The sequence below is a fragment of the Mesorhizobium sp. M1E.F.Ca.ET.063.01.1.1 genome, assembly GCF_003998155.1.
Classification (GTDB): Bacteria; Pseudomonadota; Alphaproteobacteria; order Rhizobiales; family Rhizobiaceae; genus Mesorhizobium.
This window is the reverse complement of record NZ_RZSC01000035.1, coordinates 1-19,902: the sequence shown is the minus strand read 5'-3', so window position 1 is coordinate 19,902 and position 19,902 is coordinate 1. Positions and strand designations below refer to the sequence as shown.

The following is a 19,902-nucleotide window of genomic DNA, read 5'->3' as shown; positions in this document are numbered from 1 at the left end:
CCCATGGACAGCCCCTTGACCAGATAGAAGCCGAAGATCGCCGCCATCAGGAACGACCCGAGCGCCGGGACGATCTTTCCCGTGGCGCTGTTGCGGATTTCGAGCGGCGCGGCCATTTTTGCCCCGCTCACCGTTCCGATTTCATGAGCGTCCAGATCCAGCCGATGAAGGTGAGGACCACGAACGGATAGCCGGCGGCGGGCAGCGGCGAGGAGGTGGGCAGCAACGGCGCGCCCCACAGGATCATCGCCGCCGAGACGACGAAGAGCAGGGCCGACACGAAAGCGGTGAGCCGCATCCAGAGCGCGAAGGTGTTTTTCGCGCTGACCATGGCGAGCCCCGCCGCCCAGAGCGCAATGCCGCCGACATAGGAAGGCACGCTCGCCTGCAGGCCCGCCGCATTGCCGGCCAGAAGCAGGCTTTCGCCGGCCAGGAAGGTGAGGAAGCCGGCCGCGACAAGATCATTGCCCAGCCGCTGGTATTTCATCGTCAGCAGCGCGGCCGCGACGACGACGCCCACGCCGTCGATGGTCCAGAGCGTTTCGCGCAGCGCATCGCTCACAACGAAAGTGCCCGCCATGCCCAGCGCGCCGCCCACGGCGAGGCCGATCGCGGCGACGGTGTCCGAAGTGGAGCGCATGTGATGTCTCCCAAGCCGGGGAGAGGATACAACGAGGTGGGACGGCCCAAAAGGCCAAACAGGATAGATGTCAACTGTGGTAAGAGACCGCCCGAAGGCGGACGCTGCGGGACAGCCGAGAGGGGATTTGCGAACCCAGCAGCTTTAGGCTCGCCCGCCGGCTTTCTCATACGCGTTTGTTAGTTGACGCGCCAGCATCCCGGACAGCAATTCCTCCATACGAGAAAGATCAATACGTCCTTCCTTAGAGGCAGCATCCGCTGCGTCCAAAGCGTCGAAGTATGGATTTCTATTCTCTACGATCTGTTCTGGGATAGTTGGCGTTCCTGGGAACACGCTCTCCGCTTTGATACATAATACTACGTAAGACAATATGCGCGACGTCCGGCCGTTTCCATCCGCAAAAGGGTGTACCCAATTAAGCCGCCACATTATATAGGCAGCCAGATGGATAGCTGTTGCTTTCTCCCAATTGTCGTTGACGTAGTCACAGAGATCTTCAATCAATTCTGGAACGAGATGTGCTTCGGCCGGCTTGTGCTTACTTCCGACTATCTCCACGCCTGCGGGCCGAAAATTACCCGCGTACGCGCTGATTCCCGCTAAGGCCTCTCGCTGTAGAGCAAGTATCAAGGACGGCCTAAGCTTGAAGTTGCCGCGCTCCAACGCCTGATGAACGGTCTGAATACCATAGTCATACTGCTTCAGGCCGTTCCTGGCCTCTGCCTCTGCCTTAAGCTCCGGATCTGATATCAGATCAGCTTCAAATGCCCTGCTATGGCGTTGAGCGGAATCGGTCACTACAAATAGCCTTTGGACGCTAACTACCTTTTGACATTCTTGCTCAAAAGCTCAGCCTGCTTATCGATCATCTCACGAGTTATCCTCTCGTTTTCGAACTTGGTGTTCCCATAAGCAAAGCTTCGGCGTTGCTGTTCCTTGTCGATCTTTGACTGATCAAGCGTTTTGGTGGCTTCAATCAGTTTTTTCAGTGCTTCAGTCATAGATACCTCCTGCGCTTATCGCCCAACTGGCAAACGCAAATCACTCTGGCAAGCATGCGCGATGCCCGCCGGATTTGCCAATGAATTTGTTATGAAAGCCGTCACGCGTCTCGCGCTGCGAGACAACTCATTCCACAAGCCTGGCCACTAGCAACTGGGAGAGGCCTTACCTCTCAATCAAACAGTGGCAGTTCCGCGTCTCGAAGTGGTCTAATCCGTTTCACTTTCAGATCGCGCTTTTCGATCTCATCCATCGCGGACGCCACCATACCGAGTTGATCTCTAAGGCGTTCCTCTGACCACATGTCCAAACTCGCTGAAGAATACGTCTTACGATTTCGCGAGCCACCCTCTTCGCCCGACGAGCAGTCGACGTATTCGACGTCGCAGGTTTCGCCATAGAACTCTTGCTCTAGGAGGAACTTCCTGTGCACCGTAAGCATGCCACAGTAAACATCTTCCGAAAGCACAAAGGACTTTCTGTACTGAAGAAAATAGAGTTTAACGACGCCGCCCTCAGTGAAAAAGAACGGTATTCTATACGTCGCGAACCGATCCCGAGCGAAAGGAAAGCGGCGACCGTTTAGATCGAAAACTTGAGTCTTACGGCCGAACGCCAAGGGGCTTGCAAGAGCGATAACATCCTGATTGGCCTTGTAACCGACACGCTCTTGGACGGAGAGCGGCGCCGCTAAAAGTTGATCTATCTGATGAAGCCCTTTGTATGCTTTCCGCACGGCCTTCACAGCGCGCAAATAGTTGAATTTGCCGCCATCTACCGGGTTGTAAAACTCTAGCAGCGACCGCATTGCGGTCTGTACGTTCGTAGTGTCGGCTCGCAGGATTTCGACAAGCGGGGGATTGGTAAGAGGAATCACGTGTTCGCTCCTTGTTCACCCGAACGATAGAGCCTTCCTCCGGTTTTTTCAAACCATTCGAGGATGAGCTCGTCAGGGATCAACATCCCCGGAACAGCGTTTTTTTCAGCGGTGTTCCAGATGATATCCCAAGGCGTGCCCTTTTCGTGTGTCAAATCCGAGAGCTTGTACGGATGGAACTCCGAATAGTAGGCAAATACGTTTTGCAGAAATACGAGACGTTCTCCCCCAATTGCGGCTTGGGCGTCAACAAACGCACCAGTTGAAACATCTAACTTCTGCAAGCGCTCCGTGATTGGTCCGGCACCAAAGCGCTTCACTTGATCATAGACAACTCTATTTACCGGGCCGTGCTTCCAAGCCTCAAATTTCTGACCTATTAACGGCTCTTTATATTTCGCGAGATGCCACGCGTGCGCAAAATAGAGAATTTTCAGTAGCGCCATAGAGGTCAGTCGATGGCCTTTGGCATCGGCCATATCAAGGAACAGGTTGGAAATTTCCCGGGCGTCGTAACTCATTTCATTGAGAACATATCAGGAACATCCATACTTCTCAATCACCCATCTTCAGCGCCTGAATAAACGCCTCCTGCGGGATATCGACCTTGCCGAACTGGCGCATCCGCTTCTTGCCCTCTTTCTGCTTGTCGAGCAGCTTGCGCTTGCGGGTGACGTCGCCGCCGTAGCATTTGGCGGTGACGTCCTTCCTGAGCGCCGAGACGGTCTCGCGGGCGATGATGCGGCCGCCTATCGCCGCCTGGATCGGGATCTTGAACAGGTGCTGCGGGATCAGCTCCTTCAGCTTCTCGCACATGGCGCGGCCGCGCTTTTCGGCGGCCGAGCGGTGCACCAGCATGGACAAAGCGTCGACCGGCTCGTCATTGACCAGGATCGACATCTTCACCAGGTCGCCCTCGCGGTAGTTCGTCAGGTGATAGTCGAAGGAGGCGTAGCCCTTGGAGATCGACTTCAGGCGATCGTAGAAATCGAAGACGACCTCGTTGAGCGGCAGGTCGTAGGTCAGCATGGCGCGTTTTCCCACATAGGAGAGGTCGGCCTGGATGCCGCGCCTGTCCTGGCAGAGTTTCAGGATGCCGCCGAGATAGTCGTCCGGCGTGAGGATGGTGGCGCGGATCCACGGCTCCTCGATCGAGGCGATCTTGACCACGTCGGGCATGTCGGCCGGGTTGTGCAGTTCCTTGGTCGTGCCGTCGATGAGGTTCATGCGGTAGACGACGGAAGGCGCGGTGGCGATGAGGTCGAGGTTGAACTCGCGCTCCAGCCGCTCCTGGATGATCTCCAGATGCAGCAGGCCGAGGAAGCCGCAACGGAAGCCGAAGCCGAGCGCGGCGGAGGTCTCCATTTCGAAGGAGAAGGACGCGTCGTTGAGGCGCAGCTTGCCGACGGCGGCGCGCAGGTCCTCGAAATCGGCGGCGTCGACCGGGAACAGGCCGCAGAACACCACCGGCTGCGCCGGCTTGAAGCCGGGCAGCGCCTTTTGCGTCGGGCGGCGGTCCTCGGTGATGGTGTCGCCGACGCGGGTGTCGGCCACTTCCTTGATCGAGCCGGTGAAGAAGCCGAACTCGCCGGGGCCAAGCTCGTCGACATTGACGCGGGCCGGCTTGAACACGCCGGTGCGCTCGACGAGATATTTCGCGCCGGTGCCCATCATGCGGATGGTCTGGCCCTTCTTCATCACGCCGTCGATGATGCGCACCAGAACGATGACGCCGAGATAGGCGTCGTACCAGCTGTCGACCAGCATCGCCTTCAAGGGTGCTGCGATGTCGCCCTCGCGCGGCGGCGGGAGCTGGTGGACGATCGCCTCCAGCACGTCCGGCACGCCGAGGCCGGTCTTGGCCGAGATCAGCACCGCGTTGGAGGCGTCGAGGCCGATCACCTCCTCCACCTGCTCGCGGATGCGCTCGGGCTCGGCCGCCGGCAGGTCGACCTTGTTCAGCACCACGACGATCTCGTGGTTGTTGTCGATGGCCTGGTAGACATTGGCGAGCGTCTGCGCCTCGACGCCTTGGGAGGCGTCCACCACCAGCAGCGAGCCCTCGCAGGCGGCTAAAGAGCGCGACACCTCGTAGGCGAAGTCGACATGGCCGGGGGTGTCGATGAGGTTCAGGACATAGTCCTCGCCGTTCCTGGCTCGGTAGTTCAGCCTCACCGTCTGGGCCTTGATGGTGATGCCGCGCTCGCGCTCGATATCCATCGAGTCCAGCACCTGCTCCTTCATGTCGCGCTCCTCCAGCGCGCCGGTGAGCTGGATCAGCCGGTCGGCAAGCGTGGATTTGCCATGGTCGATATGGGCGACGATGGAGAAATTGCGGATGTGGTCGAGGGGCGTCGTCATGCGGCGCGCTTTAGCAGGGGCGGGGGTAGCGGGCAAGCCGGGCACCTTTCCTTCTCCCCTTGTAGGAGAAGGTGGATCGGCGCGTTGGCGCCGAGACGGATGAGGGGTGTCCCAGCGGAATGAGACGTCGGCATTCCCTGGAGCACCCCTCATCCGTCGCCTTCGGCGACACCTTCTCCCACAAGGGGAGAAGGGGAGGGCCGCGCCGCGCCGTACATTCAAAACCGCTTAAACAATTATGCACCCATTTAGGGCATAGCTCCGCCTTGGGTGGCTGCGCCACCGGTGTTGTTCGGGGGTTGGGGAATGTTCTCGTCGCCAAGAAATTTCGTTCGCTCGGAAAGCGGCTCGATGATGCCGATCATGATGATGATCACGATCCCATTGCTGCTGGCCGTCGGCTTTTCCGTCGACTACACCTCGGCGGTGACGACCAGGAGCAACATGCAGAACGCGCTGGACGCAGCGATCATCTCGATCACGACGCTGCCGACCACGACGTCGAAGGGCGACCGCCAGACGGCGCTGCAGCAGGCCTATGCGGCGAACAGCGGGCTTGGCACGGCGACGCTCACCGGTGTCGATATCGCCGCCGACGGCACGGCGACCTTCAGCGCCACGGCGGCCTATCCGATGCCGACCAATTTCATGCAGATCGCCCGGATCAACACGGTGGATGTCGGCGTCGGCTCCTCGGTGCGCAAGACGCCGGCGCTGGTGCAGTCCACCTTCAAGGTGACGAAAGTGTCCGGCTATTGGAACAAGACCATGACGCTCTACGGCACCAAGTTCGGCGAAACCACCCCCAAGCCGCTGATGACGATCACGTACACCTACAATGGCTATGGCGACCCGAAGGGCTACGGCACGACCACGGTGAGCACCATCAACGGCTCCACCAGCACGGTGGTCCAGCAGCAGGTTTGCACGACCAACACGGTCGGCAATTTCAACAACCTGGCCGCCGGCACGATCACCCAGACCGACAGCAGGGGAAAGAAGTACGCGACGACCTGCGCCGACACCTTCTACCCCGCCAACGGCTCCGGCGCGGTGATCGATGTCAGCCAGATGGACAAGCTTTATCTGGAGATGAAGGTACCTTCGGGCAATCCGACGACGCTGCGGTCGAACGATGCCACCACCTCGAACCGGCTCTATATCGGCACCAGCGCCACCAACATGCCCGAGGTCCCCACCGGGCAGGTCGTCGATATCTTCAGCGCCGTGCCCTGCGGCCAGGCCGGCTACCAGGCCTGGGAGGACGGCGGCAATCCGGTGCCGGCCGATGTCAGCAATGCCGACTTCTTCTACACCACCACCGGCAAGTGCGACTTCAACCAGAGGCAGTCGGAAACGGTGCTGACGCAGTAGGGCACCTCTCCTTCTCCCCTTGTGGGAGAAGGTGGATCGGCGCGAAGCGCCGAGACGGATGAGGGGTGTTGGACGGAGCGCAGTGGCTGGTTAATCTGGTACCATGCCGCATCGACCTGTCACACAGACCAAACGCAGCTTTGCCCGTTCGCTTCGGCGCGAAATGACGGAGGCGGAGAACAAGCTTTGGCAGGAATTGCGCGACCGCAGGCTCGATCGAATAAAGTTTCGACGCCAGGCGCCAATTGGGAAATACGTCGCCGATTTCGTTTGCCCCGAAGCACGCCTGATCATCGAGATCGATGGGAGCCAGCACGCGGATTCGGAGTCCGACCTAGCGCGCGGAGCTGAATTAAAGGCGAGAGGCTTTCGCGTCTTGCGCTTTTGGAACGACGATGTCCTGAAGGATCTGGACAGCGTCTGCGATACGATCATTGCGTATGTGAGGGATACCAGCCTGCAGCCGTGGCGGTGAGCTGGATAGGCGGCGTCGCCAAGCTGGAACACCCCTCATCCGTCTCGGCGCTCCGCGCCGATCCACCTTCTCCCACAAGGGGAGAAGGAAGAAGCGGCACCGCCCCAATCACAAACCGGTGAAGCTGTAACGAAGCCTTCGGCCGCGGCGAAATGGAAGCATCGCCGCAACGGAGACTGCTTCTCATGACCGGACCCAAGACAATGCTCGGCAAAGCGCTGCTCGCCGGCGCGGCGCTGATCGCGCTTGCCACTGGCGCGAGTGCCGCATCCGCGCAGCTGACCGTCGTGGAGCTGTTCACCAGCCAGGGCTGCTCGTCCTGCCCGCCGGCCAATGCCAACCTGATCAAGGTCAAGGACCGGCCGGGCGTGCTGGCGCTGTCCTTCAACGTCACCTATTGGGACTATCTCGGCTGGAAGGACATTTTCGGCCGGCAGGAGTTCACCCAGCGCCAGGTCAATTACGAGCCCTCACTCGGTCATGACGGGCCGTTCACGCCGCAGGTGGTGGTGAACGGCAGCGCCGACGCGGTCGGCGCCAGGACCGGCGAGATCGAACGGCTGATCTCGACGAGCCCGTCTGCTCAAGGCCCGGCGCTTTCGCTCGGGCAGGGCAAGGTCAGCATCGGCTCGGGCAAGGCGCCCGGCGGCAAGGCCGACATCTGGCTGGTGCGCTACGCCAAGGGCGTCGTCGAGGTGCCGGTGGCGCGCGGCGAAAACACCGGGCGCACGCTGCCGCACGGCAATGTCGTGCATTCGCTGCAGCGGCTTGGCGGCTGGAGCGGCCAGGCCACGACCCTGCCGCTGCCGGCCGCCGCCAACGGCCTCAGCACCGCGGTGCTGGTGCAGAGCCCCGGCGGCGGGCCGATCCTGGCCGCCGCCGCGGACTGATCATCGTTTTTCGCGCGGGGCCGCAGGAAGCGGCATCGCAACACCCGGCCCGCATTCGCGCGCCACAACCCAAGGAGACTAGCCATGACCAAATTCCTGACGGCGCTCACGCTTGCGCTCGCGACCACGGCCTTCGCCGCCAGCGCCCGCGCCGACGATGCGACCAATGCCATGAAGCCCGCCAACGCGATGGCGACGGATGCAATGAAGCCGGCGACGGACGCGATGAAACCGGCCGATACGATGAAGCCCGATGCGATGGCGACACAAGCGATGAAGCCCGCCACCGACGCGATGAAGCCTGCCGACGCCATGAAGCCGGTGACGGATGCCATGAAACCGGCGGACGCGATGGCCCCGGCCCAGTAAGGTCCCGGCCTCTCCTCGGCGAAGGCCGAACAATCGCGAAGGGCGCTCCCCCGCTCCGTCTCGGCGCTGCGCGCCGAGCCACCTCTCCCCCATTTCATGGGGGCGAGGAAATGCCTAACCGCCGAGGGCGCGGCCTTCGCAAGCCTGGGTTCCTCGCCCCCGCGAAGCGGGGGAGAGGTGGCTCGGCGAAGCCGAGACGGAGAGGGGGAGCGCCGACGCCGGCGATAAGCCGCCGCACGGCAAAGTGAGAACCTCTCGGCGGCTTCCTTCGTATATACTGGAACCAAGACAAGGAGATCCAACATGAACGGCATCGACAAAAAGCCCGCGCGGCGATCGCCATTCTTTACCCGCGGCGCGCTTGCGGCACTGGTGCTGACGGCGGCGGCGGCCGCGTTCTGGCAGACGCCGGCCCGTTCGGCCGAGGACGCGGTGGTGATCCCGCCGCCGGCTTTGGACGAGAAGGCCGCGAGCGGCACCGAGACGGCCGTGTTCGCCGGCGGCTGCTTCTGGGGCGTGCAGGGCGTGTTCCAGCACGTGAAGGGCGTCAGCAAGGCCGTTTCCGGCTATACCGGCGGCAGCGCCGAAAACGCCGTCTACGAGGTCGTCGGCACCGGCCGCACCGGCCATGCGGAATCGGTCGAGATCACCTACGATCCGTCGAAGGTCACCTACGGCCAGCTCCTGCAGGTCTATTTCTCGGTGGCGCACAACCCGACGCAGCTCAACTACCAGGGACCGGACCAGGGCACGCAGTATCGCTCGACGATCTTTGCCGGGAACGACGAGCAGAAGAAAGTCGCCGAGAGCTACATTGCCCAGCTCGACAGGGCCAAGGTGTTTGCGAAGCCGATCGTGACGACGCTCGAGACCGGCAAGACCTTCTATCCGGCCGAGGACTACCATCAGGACTTCCTGACGCTGAACCCGACCTACCCCTATATCGTCTACAACGACCTGCCCAAGATCGAGAACCTCAAGGCGCTGTTCCCGCAGCTCTACAGCGAAAAGCCGGTGCTGGTGCTGGCGTCGAGCAAGAGCTGACGGCGGCCGGCCGGTTCCGGAGCGCAGCGACAGGTTTGAAGCGGACGGGCCGCAAGGTCCGCCGCCTCTTTCTTTTGCCGGCAAATAGATCGGAATGTGAAGCTGTTCATAGAGTTATACTTCAAGTCCGCAAACATTGACAGTCAGTCTTCTGCCGCCACATAATCACCGCCGTCACTCTTTCTGACTTTCTGTTTCAACAGATCCGGAAACCTGCTTCCGGCGCGGATCTTGTCGGCGTCGCATCGGGGAGGAATGACACATGGCTGTCAGCATCGAGGTTTCCGTCTACACCAATGGCGACGACGCCTTCGTCGCCTGGGCGCCGAGCGAATTCATCCCGGGATGCCGCGGCTTCCTCCTGGAGCGCGGCCGCAAGGCCGGCGCGACGGAGAAGATCGAGCCGGTCGAGAACCGCGTCGGCTTCACCAAGGACAAGCCGAAATCGGGCGACCACCGGCCGTCCGACGTCTGGCCGTTCCAGCGCTTCAACTGGACCGACCATGCCGCCGATGTCGGCAATGTGGTGCGCTACCGGGTGACCGCGATGATGAGCGCCGGCGCCGGCAAGCCATTGACCAAGGGGGTTACGAGCGACTGGACGGACTGGAAGACGCTTTCCACCGATGCCGGCGGCGGCTTTTCCTGCTTCTTCAACCGCGGGCTGGTGCTGTCGCAATTCGTTGCGCGTTACATGGCCAAGAACAGGCTGACGCCGGCGGCGTTCAAGAAGAGCCTGCAGACCAATGGCGACGCCAAGTTCCGCGCCTTCCTCGAGGGCGATCTCGGTTTGCGCATGGTCGGGCTGACGCAGGTCGCCGGCGACGAGCTGCATGCCGCGCTCTACGAGCTCGGCGACGCGACGCTGGAGACGGCGCTGATCGGGCTCGGGCCGCGGCTCAACCTCATCCTCGCCAACGGCTCGGACAAGAAGGGCGACGGCAACGCGGCGGCGCGCAAGAACCTCAACGACCACGGCATTGCGACCATCGACCGGATGCTGAAGTCGAAGGGGCTCGGCCACAACAAATTCGTCGTGGTCTCGAAGGGCGGCGCGCCCACGATGGTGTGGACCGGGAGCACCAACTGGAGCACGACCGGGCTGTGCACGCAGGTCAACAACGGCCTGCTGATCGAAGACAAGGATGTGGCGGCGCATTTCCGCAAGCATTGGGACCTGTTGAAGGACGCCTCACCGCCGAAGACCGACCCGGCCAATTTCACGCCGGCGCTGATGGCCGACAACGACAAGCCGAAGACGTTTTCGGTCGGCACGGCCAAAGCGACGGTGTGGTTCACGCGCACCTCGGACGGGCGCGACATGGAGGCGCTGCGCGATGTCATCACCTCGGCCAAGCACGCGGTGCTTTTCCTGATGTTCACGCCCGGCAAGCAGGGCCTGCATACGCTGGCCGGCCAGCGCGCCAGAGAAAAGGGCATCTATGTGCGCGGCGTCGTCAGCACGCTCGGCCAAGACGAGGGCGGCACCGACCAGAATTTCCTCGACATCGACCTGGTGAGCAGCGACCGGACGTTCAAGCCGGACCGCTATTCGGTGGCGCAGCCGCAAGGCCTCGACGCGCCGCTCGGACCATGGATCGCCGAGGTCAACCGCCGCACCTTCCTGTCGCAGATCGGCCACGCCATCGTGCATTCGAAGATCCTGGTCACCGACCCGCATTCCGACGACTGCGTGGTAGTGACCGGCAGCCATAATTTCTCGGCACCGGCGAGCGGGAAGAACGACGAGAACCTGGTGATCGTGCGCGGCCACAAAAAGCTCGCCGCCGCCTACGCCACCTATGCGATGTCGGTCTACAGCCACTACCGCTACCGCTCCTACATCCGCGAGATGCGCGCGCAGGGCAAGACGCCGTGGAGCTATCTGGAAGACGACGATGCCTGGCTGAAGACGGAGCTGAGGACCAAGGCGCAGGAGATCGCCTTCTGGACTGCCTGAGGGTAGCTCCTTTCTCCCCGTATAGAGACGGGGAGAAAGACGCTCTCAGTCGTAGGTCAGATCCGTCGCCTTGCCGCCGAAGACCCGGTAGGCATAGAAGGAATAGAAGATGATGATCGGCAGCACGACCACGGTGCCAACCAGGATGAAGGCTAGGCTCTCCGGCGCCGACGCGGCCTGCCAGATCGTCAACTTGTCGGGCACGACATAGGGGTAGAACGACCAGGCCAGCCCGGCGAAGCCGAGCGCGAAGATGGCGGCCAAGGTCAGGAACGGCCGCAGCGCATGCCGGTCGTCGGGCCTCGGCAGATGGAAGGTCTGCCGCCACAGCCACAGGAACAGCAGCGCCGACACAATGGGCAGCGGCGACAGGTAGAGTATCTCCGGCCACAGGAACCATTTGTCGAAGATGCGCGGGCTGGCGAAAGGCGTCGCCAGCGACACCGCGACCATGCCGAGCGCCGTCAGCACCAGTGTGGTGCGCAGCCAGCGCACGGCTTTCCTCTGCAGGCCGCCCTCGGTCTTGTAGATCAGCCAGGCGGAACCCATGGCGGCGTAAGCCGCCGACAGGCAGAGCGCCACCAGCGCGCCGAACGCCATGCCGCCGAAGCCGACATCGAGACCCAGCACATAGACGCCCAGCATATAGCCCTGCGCCAGCGAGGCGGTTGCGGAACCCAAGAAGAAGATGCGGTTCCAGCGCTGCTTCTTGCCGGCCGGCACCTTGGCACGGAAATCGAAGGCGACGCCGCGCAGGATCAAGCCCACGAGGAGCAGGAAGACCGGAATGTAGAGCGCGGTGAGGATGGTGCCATGCGCCATCGGGAAGGCGACCAGCAAAAGGCCGACCGCCAGCACCAGCCAGGTCTCGTTGGCGTCCCAGAACGGGCCGATGGCTGCGATCATCGTATCCTGTTCGGCGTCGTCACCGGCGGCGAACAGGATGCCGATGCCGAGGTCGAAGCCGTCGAGGATGACGTAGATCAGGATGGCGAGGCCCATCAGGCCGGCGAAGATCAGTGGGAGTGCGGTTGGCCAGTCGAAGGTCATTGATCTCTCGTCCCAACAGTCACCGTTTCTGGCCCTTCGCTATGGCTCCGGGCGTTCGTCATTCGAAAAGCCAAACTGTTGGCTTTTCGTCCGCTTCGCGGACGATTCCTCACTCCCCCGCGGCCTGCTGTGAAAGGGCTGCGTTCATGGCGCCCGGCAGCGGCGAGGCGTCGCCATCCTTGGCCGCCTTCAGCGCCAGATGCACCAGCACACTCAGATAAGCGATGAGGAGCAGCACATAGAGGATAAGATAGACGGCTAAAGTCAGCGCCACATGGCTGCCGGCGACCGGGCCGACGGCGTCCGCCGTCTTCAGGACGCCGGTGACCAGCCAGGGCTGGCGGCCGATCTCGGTGGTGTACCAGCCGGCGAGCGTCGCCACCCAGCCGGAGATCGTCATCGGAACCATGATGAGCGCCAGCAGCTTCGGCAGGCTGTGACGGCGCTTGAGGAAAAAGGCCGCCGACCAGGAGACGATCAACATCAATATGCCGGTGCCGACCATGATGCGGAAACCCCAGAAGACCGGGAAGACCGGCGGATGGTTGCCCGGATAGTCGTTGAGGCCGGGCACGACGCCGCTCACGCTGTGGCGCAGCACGACGCTGGCGCCGTCGGGGATGGCCAGTTCGAATTTGTTTTCCTTCGCCGCCTCGTCCGGCAGCGCGAACAGCACCAGCGGCACGTTGGGGCCGGTGTTCCAGTTCGCTTCCATGGCGGCGATCTTCTGCGGCTGGTGCTCCAGCGTGTTCAACCCATGCTGGTCGCCGGCGAAGATCTGGATCGGGATCAGGATGGCGGCCGTGAAGACGCCGGTGCGCAGCGCCTTCCACATCGATTCCGAACGGTCGCCAGCAAGGTAACGCAGCGCCGACAGGCCGGCGATCAGGAAGGCGACGGTGAGGCCCGAGGCGAGCAGCATATGCACCAGCCGGTAGGGCATGGACGGGTTGAAGATCACCGCCCACCAGTCGAGCACATGCGCCTTGCCGTCGACCATCTCGAAACCGGCCGGCGTCTGCATCCAGGAGTTCAGCGCGATGATCCAGAAGGCCGAGACGGTGGTGCCGCCCGCCACCAGCACGGTCGCCAGCGTGTGGATGCGGTTGGAGACGCGGCGGAAGCCGAACAGCATGATGCCGAGGAAGGCGGCCTCGAGGAAGAAGGCGGTGAGGATCTCATAGGCAAGCAACGGGCCGGCGATGTTGCCGACCTTCTGCATGTAGCCCGGCCAATTGGTGCCGAACTGGAAGCTCATGGTGACGCCGGTAACCACGCCCATGGCGAAAGACAGAGCGAAAACCTTTACCCAGGTGAAATAAGCGCGCATCCAGGCGGAATCGCCCGTGGCGTTGTAGCGGAGCTTGAAGAACAGCAGCACCCAGCCAAGTGCAATGGTGATCGCCGGAAACAGGATATGAAACGAAATATTCGCGCCGAACTGGATACGCGACAGAATGAGCGGGTCCATGGGCGACTCCGGCTGCTGCTATTCTTCGAGAATAGGCTTCAAGCGCGCATCGGTCAAAGCGGCGCGGCGTCACGCGAGGCGCGTTGTCGCAGCGGCGAGCGGCGCCGCGCCGGCATGGATAGACATCCCGCGTGACAGCTTGCCGACGCCGCGAACGCTTCGTTCAGCGCCGTTCCACCGCCAGCCGGCGAGGGCGGCTGTTCAGAACTGTCAGGAGCAGCGTCGAATGCCGGTTTGCATAAAACGACATCCGACCTATATGAGGTCACGTTTTCCAGCCGGCCGTTTTTCAGCATGTCATCCATCATCTCGATTTCCGGTGTCACGAAAACCTATGCCACCGGCTTCAAGGCGCTGAAGGAAATCAACCTCGATATCGAGCGCGGCGAGATCTTCGCGCTGCTCGGGCCGAACGGCGCCGGCAAGACGACGCTGATCTCGATCGTCTGCGGCATCGTCAACCGCTCGTCGGGCACCGTCACCGTGGACGGCTACGATATCGGCAAGAACTATCGCGCGGCGCGCAGCCTGATCGGGCTGGTGCCGCAGGAATTGACGATCGACGCCTTCGAGACGGTCTGGGCGACGGTCAATTACAGCCGCGGCCTGTTCGGCAAGGCTCCCGACAAGGATTTCGTCGAGAAGGTGCTCAAGGACCTCTCGCTGTGGGACAAGAAGGACGCCAAGGCGATTACGCTTTCCGGCGGCATGAAGCGCCGGCTGATGATCGCCAAGGCGCTGTCGCACGAGCCGCGCGTGCTGTTCCTCGACGAGCCGACGGCCGGCGTCGACGTCGAATTGCGCCAGGACATGTGGGCCATGGTGCGGCGGCTGCGCGAGGACGGCGTCACCATCATCCTGACCACGCACTACATCGAGGAAGCCGAGGCGATGGCCGACCGCGTCGGCGTCATCAACCGCGGCGAGATCATCCTTGTCGAAGGCAAGGCCGAGCTGATGCGCAAGCTCGGGCGCAAGCAGATGACGCTCGAGCTGCGCGCCCCGATCGCCGCCATCCCCGACGGCCTGTCGCGCTATGCGCTGGAGCTCTCCGCGGACGGCAGCGAGCTCACCTACACCTATGACAACCAGAGCGACCGGCCGGGCGTCGCTTCGCTGATCCGCGACCTCGAGGCCGCCGGCCTCCAATTCCGCGACCTCGACACCAAGAACAGCTCGCTCGAAGAGATCTTCGTCAGTCTGCTGAGGCAAGAGCCATGAACCTGCGCGCAGTATGGGCGATCTACCGGGTGGAGATGGGGCGTGCGTTCCGCACCGTGCTGCAGAGCATCATCTCGCCGGTGATCTCGACCTCGCTCTATTTCGTCGTCTTCGGCTCGGCCATCGGCTCGCGCATCAACGAGATCGACGGCATCAGCTATGGCGCCTTCATCGTGCCGGGCCTGATGATGCTGTCGCTGTTGACACAGTCGATCTCGAACGCGTCCTTCGCCATCTATTTCCCGAAATTCGTCGGCTCGATCTACGAGCTCTTGTCGGCGCCGGTGTCCTATCTCGAGATCATCCTCGCCTATGTCGGGGGTGCCGCGACCAAGTCGATCCTGCTCGGGCTGATCATCTTAGGCACCGCATCGCTGTTCGTGCCGCTGAGGATCGAGCATCCGTTCTGGATGATCGCCTTCCTGGTGCTGACGGCGGTGACCTTCAGCCTGTTCGGCTTCATCATCGGCATCTGGGCAAAGACCTTCGAGCAGCTGCAGCTGGTGCCGCTCCTGATCGTCACGCCGCTCACCTTTCTCGGCGGCAGCTTCTACTCGATCCACATGCTGCCCGGCATCTGGCAGACGATCACGCTGTTCAACCCGGTCGTCTACCTGATCAGCGGGTTCCGCTGGAGCTTTTACGGCAAGGCGGATGTCTCGGTCGGCGTCAGCCTCGGCATGACGCTGGTGTTTTTGGCCGTCTGCATCGCGATCGTGGCGTGGATCTTCAGGACGGGGTATCGGTTGAGGAATTGAGCGGTCCGACGACGGGGCGGTTCCTCGCCCCACGAAGTGGGGAGAAGTGGCCCGGCGAAGCCGGGACGGAGAGGGGCCTGCGCCGGCGGTTGGAATCTCGCTGTTCGGTGACCCCTGTCCTCTCAAGGCCGACGTCGCGTCCTTTCCCCACCGGTTCTGGCTTCGCGAATGTCGTCCCCCTCTCCGTCCCGGCTTCGCCGGGCCACCTCTCCCCCGCTCGCGCGGGGGCGAGGAAATTAGATCGCCTTGATCAGCCGCAGTAGCCCCAGCATCTCCATCGGCGTGCCCTTGCGGAAGGCGATGTAGGTCGGCTCCTCCAGCCCATGGAAGCGGCGCTTGAAGGCCGCCTGGCCCTGCAGGTTGAAGCGTGAGCGGTTGACCCAGGGCGACTGGTAGGCGCGCTGGAACGCGCCGCGCCAGAAATTCGATTCGGCAAAGCCGCTCGGCTCGACATCGAGCAGCGGCGACAGGCCAAGCGTGACGACCGAAACGCCCTCCTCGCGAAAACGGTCGACGGCGAATTTGGTCAGGCCGATCTCGGCATGCGGCGTGGCGTCGACATGCTTGCGCTTGAAGGCGGTGGTGTAGCCGATGACCTTGCCGTCGCTGAACAGCGGATCGAAATCGAGGATGGCGACGAGCTCGCCCTCGGGGCCATGCAGGACGAAGCGGCGCATGTCGGCGCCGAGATGGTCGGCGAAGGGGCGGTTGAGGAAGCCCATTTCCCAGCGCTTGACGATGCGCTCGCCGCGCCAGTTCTCGGACAGCCGCGAGACCTCGTCGAGGAGCATGTTGGCCCTGTCCTCGGCGAAGCTGAAGCCCTTCTTCGCCAGCCAGCGCTCGGAATAGCGCACGGTTTCGTTGCGCTTGCCGGAGAAATCATGCGCCGGCAGGTGCAGCCTGGTGTCGACGCCAAGCCGGTTGACCCGGTAGCCGAGCCCGGCCAGCACCTTGGCCGTGGCGGCGCCGATCTGCACGAACCAGGGGCCGCCGGCGGCCTCGACGAAGCGCTTGATGTAGCCGGGCCTGTCCGCCGGATCGACCACCGGATCGCCGAGGGCGAAATGGTGCTTCATCTTGGTGCCGAAGGCGATGTAGCCGTCGCCGTCGCTGAAATAGGACAGTTTCTGCTGCACGGCGGTGGAATAGGCGAGCGAGAAGTCGCCATGCCGGCGAACCAGCGCCAGGCGCTCGAGATGCGTCAGCTCGCGGCGCGGCACCTTGGGCGCCGCGCCTTCAAGAAACCTGTCGATATGGATACGCAGGGAGGGCATGAGCTTCCGCGTGCCGATGAACAGAGACCCGCCGACCCGCGGGCCTCGAATCAGTCGCTTGACGCGACGGATTGTGTCGCCCCAGCGCCATATAGGATGCTATCGGCCTGGAATGAAGGGGAAATGTCCCGCGCATGGCGACCGGGTATCGAGCCTGTATCGGGGACCGTCGTCCGCCTGAAGCGGAGAGTCCTTGACTTTCCATATGTTGTTATATATCAAGTTATGGACTTGAAGCGAGACCAGCCATGGAAGACATCTTGCGATCCCTCGGCTTTCTCTGCCTCGGCAGCAGGCTGAAGCGCGTTGGCGAACAATTGCAGGCCGACACGCAGCGCGTGCTCGATCGCCTGGATGTGCGGATCCAGTCGAGCCAATACCCCCTGCTTGCCGCGCTCGACAGGCTGGGGCCGCTGCCGGTCGGCGAACTGGCGCAGTCGCTCGGCATCGCGCAGCCGGGCGTGACGCGCAGTGTCTCGTTGCTTACCGAGCTGGGCCTGGTCGAGGTCGCGCAATCGAACGACGACCAGCGGCGCAGGATCGTCTCCCTCTCGGCGAGCGGCCAACGGCTGATGGACACCGCGAAGCGCGACGTCTGGCCGCGCATCGAGGATGCTGTCGCGGAAGTATGCGCGGACCTCTCCGGGCCTCTTCTCGGCCAGCTCGCCGCCATCGAGGATCGGTTGGCCGAGATCCCTCTCGACCGCCGTGCGGAAAAAGCCGAGGCCGTCGCGCCCAAGGCCGTCGCGCGATGACACACGTTCTCGACCGTCCCATCTGGAGCGCGCTTGCGACGCGCCATCAGGTCTTCGCGGAAGGCGACACCCTCGCCCGGCGCTACCGGCCGTCGATCGTTCCTTTCGCCGCCACCGCGGCGGACGATGCGCAAAGCCTGCGGGCTTTGGGCAAGCTTCTGCCGCCGCTTGAAAGCGCCATCCTGGTCCAGACGGATGAAATCACCCTGCCCGCGGAGATCGCCGCGGTTTCGACAGCATCCCTGGTGCAGATGATTGCCGAGCAGCCGGTGCAGGCCGTGTCCGACGAGCGCGTGCAACGACTGACACGCGACGATGCCGCCGAGATGCTCGCTCTCGCGTCGCTCACCAGGCCCGGTCCGTTCACGCTGGAGGCCTTGAGCCTCGGCGAGTTCTGGGGCGTGAAGATCGACGGCAGGCTCGCGGCGATGGCCGGCGAGCGCATGAAGCAGCCCGGCTATACCGAGCTCAGCGGCGTGTGCTCGCATCCGGACTTCCGCGGCGGCGGCCTTGCCAGGCTGCTGTCGCTGTTCGTGGCGAACCGGATCATGGCGCGGCGAGAGGTTCCTTATCTCCACGCCTATGCCAGCAACGTCGCGGCCGTCGGACTCTACCAGTCCATCGGCTTCCGGTTGAGAACCACCCTGAACATGGCCGTGATTCAACGCGCGGGGTGATGACATTTGGGGAGGCTTTCGGCCAATCCCCAACGTCCGCAATGTTGCCTCGTCGCAAAGCTTAGCGCTCAGACCGCGATCTTGCCGCCGCCCTGCCTGGTGATGGCGACGACCGCCGGACGCACCGGCATGTCCGGCTTGAAGTCCGGCCAGCGGGTCGACGGGTCCTCGTAATAGGAGGGACGGCCAAAGCCTTCCCAGTCCTCGCCGCCGTCGCCCGGATGCTGAACGGCGACGAAAGCGGTCTGGTCGTCCGGCGCAAACAGCGGGCCGCACATTTCGGCGCCGATCGGCACGCGGAAGAACAGCTTCGACGTCGCCCGCGCGGCACCCTCCGTGTCGACCGCCCACAAGCCGTCGGTGCGGCCGGTGGCCTTCGGGCCCTGACCGTCGGTGGCGACCCAGAGACGGCCGGCGGAATCGACGGCGCAATTGTCCGGCATGCCGAACCAGCCATGGGCGGTGGTCGCGGTCGAGAAGGTGGCGCCGACATCGGCCACTTTGGGATCGCCGCATTTCAAGAGCACTTCCCACTTGCCCTTGGTGGCGGCGAAATCGCCGCCGTCCTCGACGATCTCGATGATGTGGCCGAAGGCGTTTTCGGCGCGCGGGTTGGCGGCGTCGACCTGCTCGGCCTTGCGCTTCGAATTGTTGGTCAGCATGACATAGACCTTGCCGTTGCCGGCATTGGGCTGGATGTCTTCCGGCCGGTCCATCTTGGTGGCGCCGAGCAGGTCGGCGGCGCGTCGCGTCTCGATGAGAACGTCGGCCTGGCTGGCAAAACCGTTTTCCGCCGTCAGCGGCCCTTCCCCGAACACAATCGGCATCCACTCGACCGAACCGTTCTCGGCGAACTTCGCCACATGCAGCGTGCCGTCGTCGAGCAGGTCCGTGTTGGCCGCGAGGTCAATGGGATTGAACTTACCAGCGGTGACGAATTTGTAGACATAGTCGAAGCGCTCGTCGTCGCCGAGATAGAAGACGACGCGGCCGTCCTTGGCGACGATCGATTCGGCGCCCTCATGCTTGAAGCGGCCCATGGCGGTGCGCTTCCTCGGCACCGAATCCGGGTCGTTGACGTCGACCTCGACGATCCAGCCGAAGCGATTGGGCTCGTTCGGCTCCTTGGCGAGGTTGAAGCGGTCGTAATGCGCGCCCCATTCATAGGCGCCTTCCGGTATGCCGAGCCGCTTGTAGTTGGCGGCTTCCCTGTGGCCTTCCGGCAGATCGCCCGAGAAATAGCCGTGGATGTTTTCCTCGGCCATCACATAGGTGCCCCAGGGGGTGACGCCACCGGCGCAGTTGTTGAGCGTGCCGATGACCTTGGCGCCGGAGGGATCGGCATTGGTCTTGACGCGGTCATGACCGGCGACCGGGCCGGAGAGCGCCATCTCGGTGGTGGACATGATGCGGCGATTGAGCTTGCCGTCGCGCACCACCTGCCATTTGCCGCCTTGCTTGCGGATCTCGACGATGGTGCCGCCATGGGCGGCCATCTCGACATCGACCTGCTCCTTGCTGAGCGGCGCCACCTCGGCGGCCTTCTTGCCGTCCTTCTCGACGATCTTGACGATGCCGGGGAACATCAGATGCGGGTTGGTGTATTCGTGGTTGACGACCAGCAGGCCATGCTCGGCCGAGCCGTCGATCGGGATGTAGCCAACATAGTCGTTGTTGTAGCCGAACTGCCTAGCCTGCGCC

21 protein-coding genes are annotated in these 19,902 nt (G+C 63.0%); 10 read left to right on the top strand and 11 right to left on the bottom strand.

Annotation, left to right across the window (positions count from 1 at the left end):
- Nucleotides 1–127: 127 nt before the first annotated feature.
- The 6 genes from EOA29_RS41210 to lepA all read right to left on the bottom strand — a co-directional run bounded on the left by EOA29_RS41210 (nt 128) and on the right by lepA (nt 4,883).
- Entirely contained in the window at nt 128–640 is a 513-nt protein-coding gene (locus EOA29_RS41210) for a hypothetical protein (RefSeq protein WP_189350450.1), read from the bottom strand.
- A gap of 144 nt (nt 641–784) precedes the next feature.
- Nucleotides 785–1,441 carry a Fic family protein gene (locus tag EOA29_RS05380; RefSeq protein ID WP_126090978.1) on the bottom strand — a complete coding sequence of 219 codons (657 nt, stop codon included), beginning with the start codon at nt 1,439–1,441 and terminating at the stop codon, nt 785–787.
- Between the two features lie 23 nt (nt 1,442–1,464).
- On the bottom strand, nt 1,465–1,644 hold the full coding sequence (locus EOA29_RS05375; RefSeq protein ID WP_126090979.1) for a hypothetical protein: 180 nt from the start codon (nt 1,642–1,644) through the stop codon (nt 1,465–1,467).
- Nucleotides 1,645–1,817: 173 nt separating this feature from the next.
- A complete protein-coding gene (locus EOA29_RS05370; protein WP_126090980.1) occupies nt 1,818–2,522 on the bottom strand; it encodes a hypothetical protein in 705 nt (234 codons plus the stop codon).
- A complete protein-coding gene (locus tag EOA29_RS05365) occupies nt 2,519–3,043 on the bottom strand; it encodes a type II toxin-antitoxin system antitoxin SocA domain-containing protein (protein WP_126090981.1) in 525 nt (174 codons plus the stop codon). The genes EOA29_RS05370 and EOA29_RS05365 overlap by 4 nt, the downstream gene beginning before the upstream one ends.
- Before the next feature lie 34 nt (nt 3,044–3,077).
- The gene (gene lepA / locus EOA29_RS05360) at nt 3,078–4,883 is read right to left on the bottom strand and encodes a translation elongation factor 4 (RefSeq protein ID WP_126090982.1); all 1,806 of its coding nucleotides are present in this window, start codon (nt 4,881–4,883) and stop codon (nt 3,078–3,080) included.
- Nucleotides 4,884–5,246: 363 nt separating this feature from the next.
- Here lepA and EOA29_RS05355 point away from each other — a divergent pair, with 363 nt between their 5' ends.
- The 6 genes from EOA29_RS05355 (at nt 5,247) to EOA29_RS05330 (ending at nt 10,995) form a co-directional block, all read left to right on the top strand.
- Nucleotides 5,247–6,257, top strand: a complete 1,011-nt coding sequence (locus tag EOA29_RS05355) for a TadE/TadG family type IV pilus assembly protein (RefSeq protein ID WP_245464838.1) — start codon at nt 5,247–5,249, stop codon at nt 6,255–6,257.
- Nucleotides 6,258–6,360: 103 nt separating this feature from the next.
- On the top strand, nt 6,361–6,732 hold the full coding sequence (locus EOA29_RS05350; RefSeq protein WP_126090984.1) for a DUF559 domain-containing protein: 372 nt from the start codon (nt 6,361–6,363) through the stop codon (nt 6,730–6,732).
- 185 nt (nt 6,733–6,917) lie between these two features.
- A complete protein-coding gene (locus EOA29_RS05345) occupies nt 6,918–7,622 on the top strand; it encodes a DUF1223 domain-containing protein (protein ID WP_126090985.1) in 705 nt (234 codons plus the stop codon).
- Nucleotides 7,623–7,706: 84 nt separating this feature from the next.
- On the top strand, nt 7,707–7,991 hold the full coding sequence (locus EOA29_RS05340; protein WP_126090986.1) for a hypothetical protein: 285 nt from the start codon (nt 7,707–7,709) through the stop codon (nt 7,989–7,991).
- A gap of 303 nt (nt 7,992–8,294) precedes the next feature.
- Nucleotides 8,295–9,035: a peptide-methionine (S)-S-oxide reductase MsrA gene (msrA, locus tag EOA29_RS05335; RefSeq protein WP_126090987.1), complete on the top strand. Its 741-nt coding sequence runs from the start codon at nt 8,295–8,297 to the stop codon at nt 9,033–9,035.
- Nucleotides 9,036–9,297: 262 nt separating this feature from the next.
- Nucleotides 9,298–10,995 (top strand): phospholipase D-like domain-containing protein, encoded by a 1,698-nt coding sequence (locus EOA29_RS05330; RefSeq protein WP_126090988.1) that lies wholly within the window; start codon nt 9,298–9,300, stop codon nt 10,993–10,995.
- A 45-nt stretch (nt 10,996–11,040) separates the two neighbouring features.
- Here EOA29_RS05330 and EOA29_RS05325 read toward each other — a convergent pair whose 3' ends face one another.
- From EOA29_RS05325 to EOA29_RS05315, 3 genes are all read right to left on the bottom strand, one after another.
- Entirely contained in the window at nt 11,041–12,045 is a 1,005-nt protein-coding gene (locus EOA29_RS05325; protein ID WP_126090989.1) for a cytochrome d ubiquinol oxidase subunit II, read from the bottom strand.
- A 109-nt stretch (nt 12,046–12,154) separates the two neighbouring features.
- The gene (locus EOA29_RS05320) at nt 12,155–13,516 is read right to left on the bottom strand and encodes a cytochrome ubiquinol oxidase subunit I (RefSeq protein WP_126090990.1); all 1,362 of its coding nucleotides are present in this window, start codon (nt 13,514–13,516) and stop codon (nt 12,155–12,157) included.
- 53 nt (nt 13,517–13,569) lie between these two features.
- Entirely contained in the window at nt 13,570–13,821 is a 252-nt protein-coding gene (locus tag EOA29_RS05315) for a hypothetical protein (RefSeq protein WP_189478825.1), read from the bottom strand.
- Here EOA29_RS05315 and EOA29_RS05310 point away from each other — a divergent pair.
- Together EOA29_RS05310 and EOA29_RS05305 are read left to right on the top strand one after the other, a co-directional pair.
- Nucleotides 13,811–14,737 carry an ABC transporter ATP-binding protein gene (locus tag EOA29_RS05310; RefSeq protein ID WP_126090992.1) on the top strand — a complete coding sequence of 309 codons (927 nt, stop codon included), beginning with the start codon at nt 13,811–13,813 and terminating at the stop codon, nt 14,735–14,737. The genes EOA29_RS05315 and EOA29_RS05310 overlap by 11 nt on opposite strands.
- Nucleotides 14,734–15,495 carry an ABC transporter permease gene (locus EOA29_RS05305; protein ID WP_126090993.1) on the top strand — a complete coding sequence of 254 codons (762 nt, stop codon included), beginning with the start codon at nt 14,734–14,736 and terminating at the stop codon, nt 15,493–15,495. Before EOA29_RS05310 ends, EOA29_RS05305 begins: the two co-directional genes overlap by 4 nt.
- Nucleotides 15,496–15,731: 236 nt before the next feature.
- Here EOA29_RS05305 and EOA29_RS05300 read toward each other — a convergent pair whose 3' ends face one another.
- On the bottom strand, nt 15,732–16,769 hold the full coding sequence (locus EOA29_RS05300) for a phosphatidylglycerol lysyltransferase domain-containing protein (protein WP_126090994.1): 1,038 nt from the start codon (nt 16,767–16,769) through the stop codon (nt 15,732–15,734).
- A 248-nt stretch (nt 16,770–17,017) separates the two neighbouring features.
- Between EOA29_RS05300 and EOA29_RS05295 the strand changes: the two genes are divergently transcribed.
- Together EOA29_RS05295 and EOA29_RS05290 are read left to right on the top strand one after the other, a co-directional pair.
- Complete coding sequence (locus tag EOA29_RS05295; RefSeq protein WP_126090995.1) at nt 17,018–17,524, top strand: MarR family transcriptional regulator; 507 nt, start codon at nt 17,018–17,020, stop codon at nt 17,522–17,524.
- A complete protein-coding gene (locus EOA29_RS05290) occupies nt 17,521–18,201 on the top strand; it encodes a GNAT family N-acetyltransferase (protein ID WP_127220370.1) in 681 nt (226 codons plus the stop codon). The genes EOA29_RS05295 and EOA29_RS05290 overlap by 4 nt, the downstream gene beginning before the upstream one ends.
- 68 nt (nt 18,202–18,269) lie before the next feature.
- Here the strand turns inward: EOA29_RS05290 and EOA29_RS05285 are convergent.
- A partial coding sequence (locus EOA29_RS05285; RefSeq protein ID WP_145969627.1) for a PhoX family phosphatase occupies nt 18,270–19,902 on the bottom strand: 1,633 nt, incomplete at its 5' end.

Excerpts from the sequence above, each read along its gene's own strand:
- EOA29_RS05365 (WP_126090981.1), bottom strand. The coding sequence starts at position 3,043 with ATGAGTTACGACGCCCGGGAAATTTCCAACCTGTTCCTTGATATGGCC.
- lepA (WP_126090982.1), bottom strand. The coding sequence starts at position 4,883 with ATGACGACGCCCCTCGACCACATCCGCAATTTCTCCATCGTCGCCCAT.
- EOA29_RS05375 (WP_126090979.1), bottom strand. The coding sequence starts at position 1,644 with ATGACTGAAGCACTGAAAAAACTGATTGAAGCCACCAAAACGCTTGAT.
- EOA29_RS05345 (WP_126090985.1), top strand. The coding sequence starts at position 6,918 with ATGACCGGACCCAAGACAATGCTCGGCAAAGCGCTGCTCGCCGGCGCG.
- EOA29_RS05315 (WP_189478825.1), bottom strand. The coding sequence starts at position 13,821 with ATGGATGACATGCTGAAAAACGGCCGGCTGGAAAACGTGACCTCATAT.
- EOA29_RS05320 (WP_126090990.1), bottom strand. The coding sequence starts at position 13,516 with ATGGACCCGCTCATTCTGTCGCGTATCCAGTTCGGCGCGAATATTTCG.
- msrA (WP_126090987.1), top strand. The coding sequence starts at position 8,295 with ATGAACGGCATCGACAAAAAGCCCGCGCGGCGATCGCCATTCTTTACC.
- EOA29_RS05310 (WP_126090992.1), top strand. The coding sequence starts at position 13,811 with ATGTCATCCATCATCTCGATTTCCGGTGTCACGAAAACCTATGCCACC.
- EOA29_RS05325 (WP_126090989.1), bottom strand. The coding sequence starts at position 12,045 with ATGACCTTCGACTGGCCAACCGCACTCCCACTGATCTTCGCCGGCCTG.
- EOA29_RS05330 (WP_126090988.1), top strand. The coding sequence starts at position 9,298 with ATGGCTGTCAGCATCGAGGTTTCCGTCTACACCAATGGCGACGACGCC.
- EOA29_RS41210 (WP_189350450.1), bottom strand. The coding sequence starts at position 640 with ATGCGCTCCACTTCGGACACCGTCGCCGCGATCGGCCTCGCCGTGGGC.
- EOA29_RS05350 (WP_126090984.1), top strand. The coding sequence starts at position 6,361 with ATGCCGCATCGACCTGTCACACAGACCAAACGCAGCTTTGCCCGTTCG.
- EOA29_RS05290 (WP_127220370.1), top strand. The coding sequence starts at position 17,521 with ATGACACACGTTCTCGACCGTCCCATCTGGAGCGCGCTTGCGACGCGC.
- EOA29_RS05300 (WP_126090994.1), bottom strand. The coding sequence starts at position 16,769 with ATGCCCTCCCTGCGTATCCATATCGACAGGTTTCTTGAAGGCGCGGCG.
- EOA29_RS05340 (WP_126090986.1), top strand. The coding sequence starts at position 7,707 with ATGACCAAATTCCTGACGGCGCTCACGCTTGCGCTCGCGACCACGGCC.
- EOA29_RS05355 (WP_245464838.1), top strand. The coding sequence starts at position 5,247 with ATGATGATGATCACGATCCCATTGCTGCTGGCCGTCGGCTTTTCCGTC.
- EOA29_RS05305 (WP_126090993.1), top strand. The coding sequence starts at position 14,734 with ATGAACCTGCGCGCAGTATGGGCGATCTACCGGGTGGAGATGGGGCGT.
- EOA29_RS05295 (WP_126090995.1), top strand. The coding sequence starts at position 17,018 with ATGGAAGACATCTTGCGATCCCTCGGCTTTCTCTGCCTCGGCAGCAGG.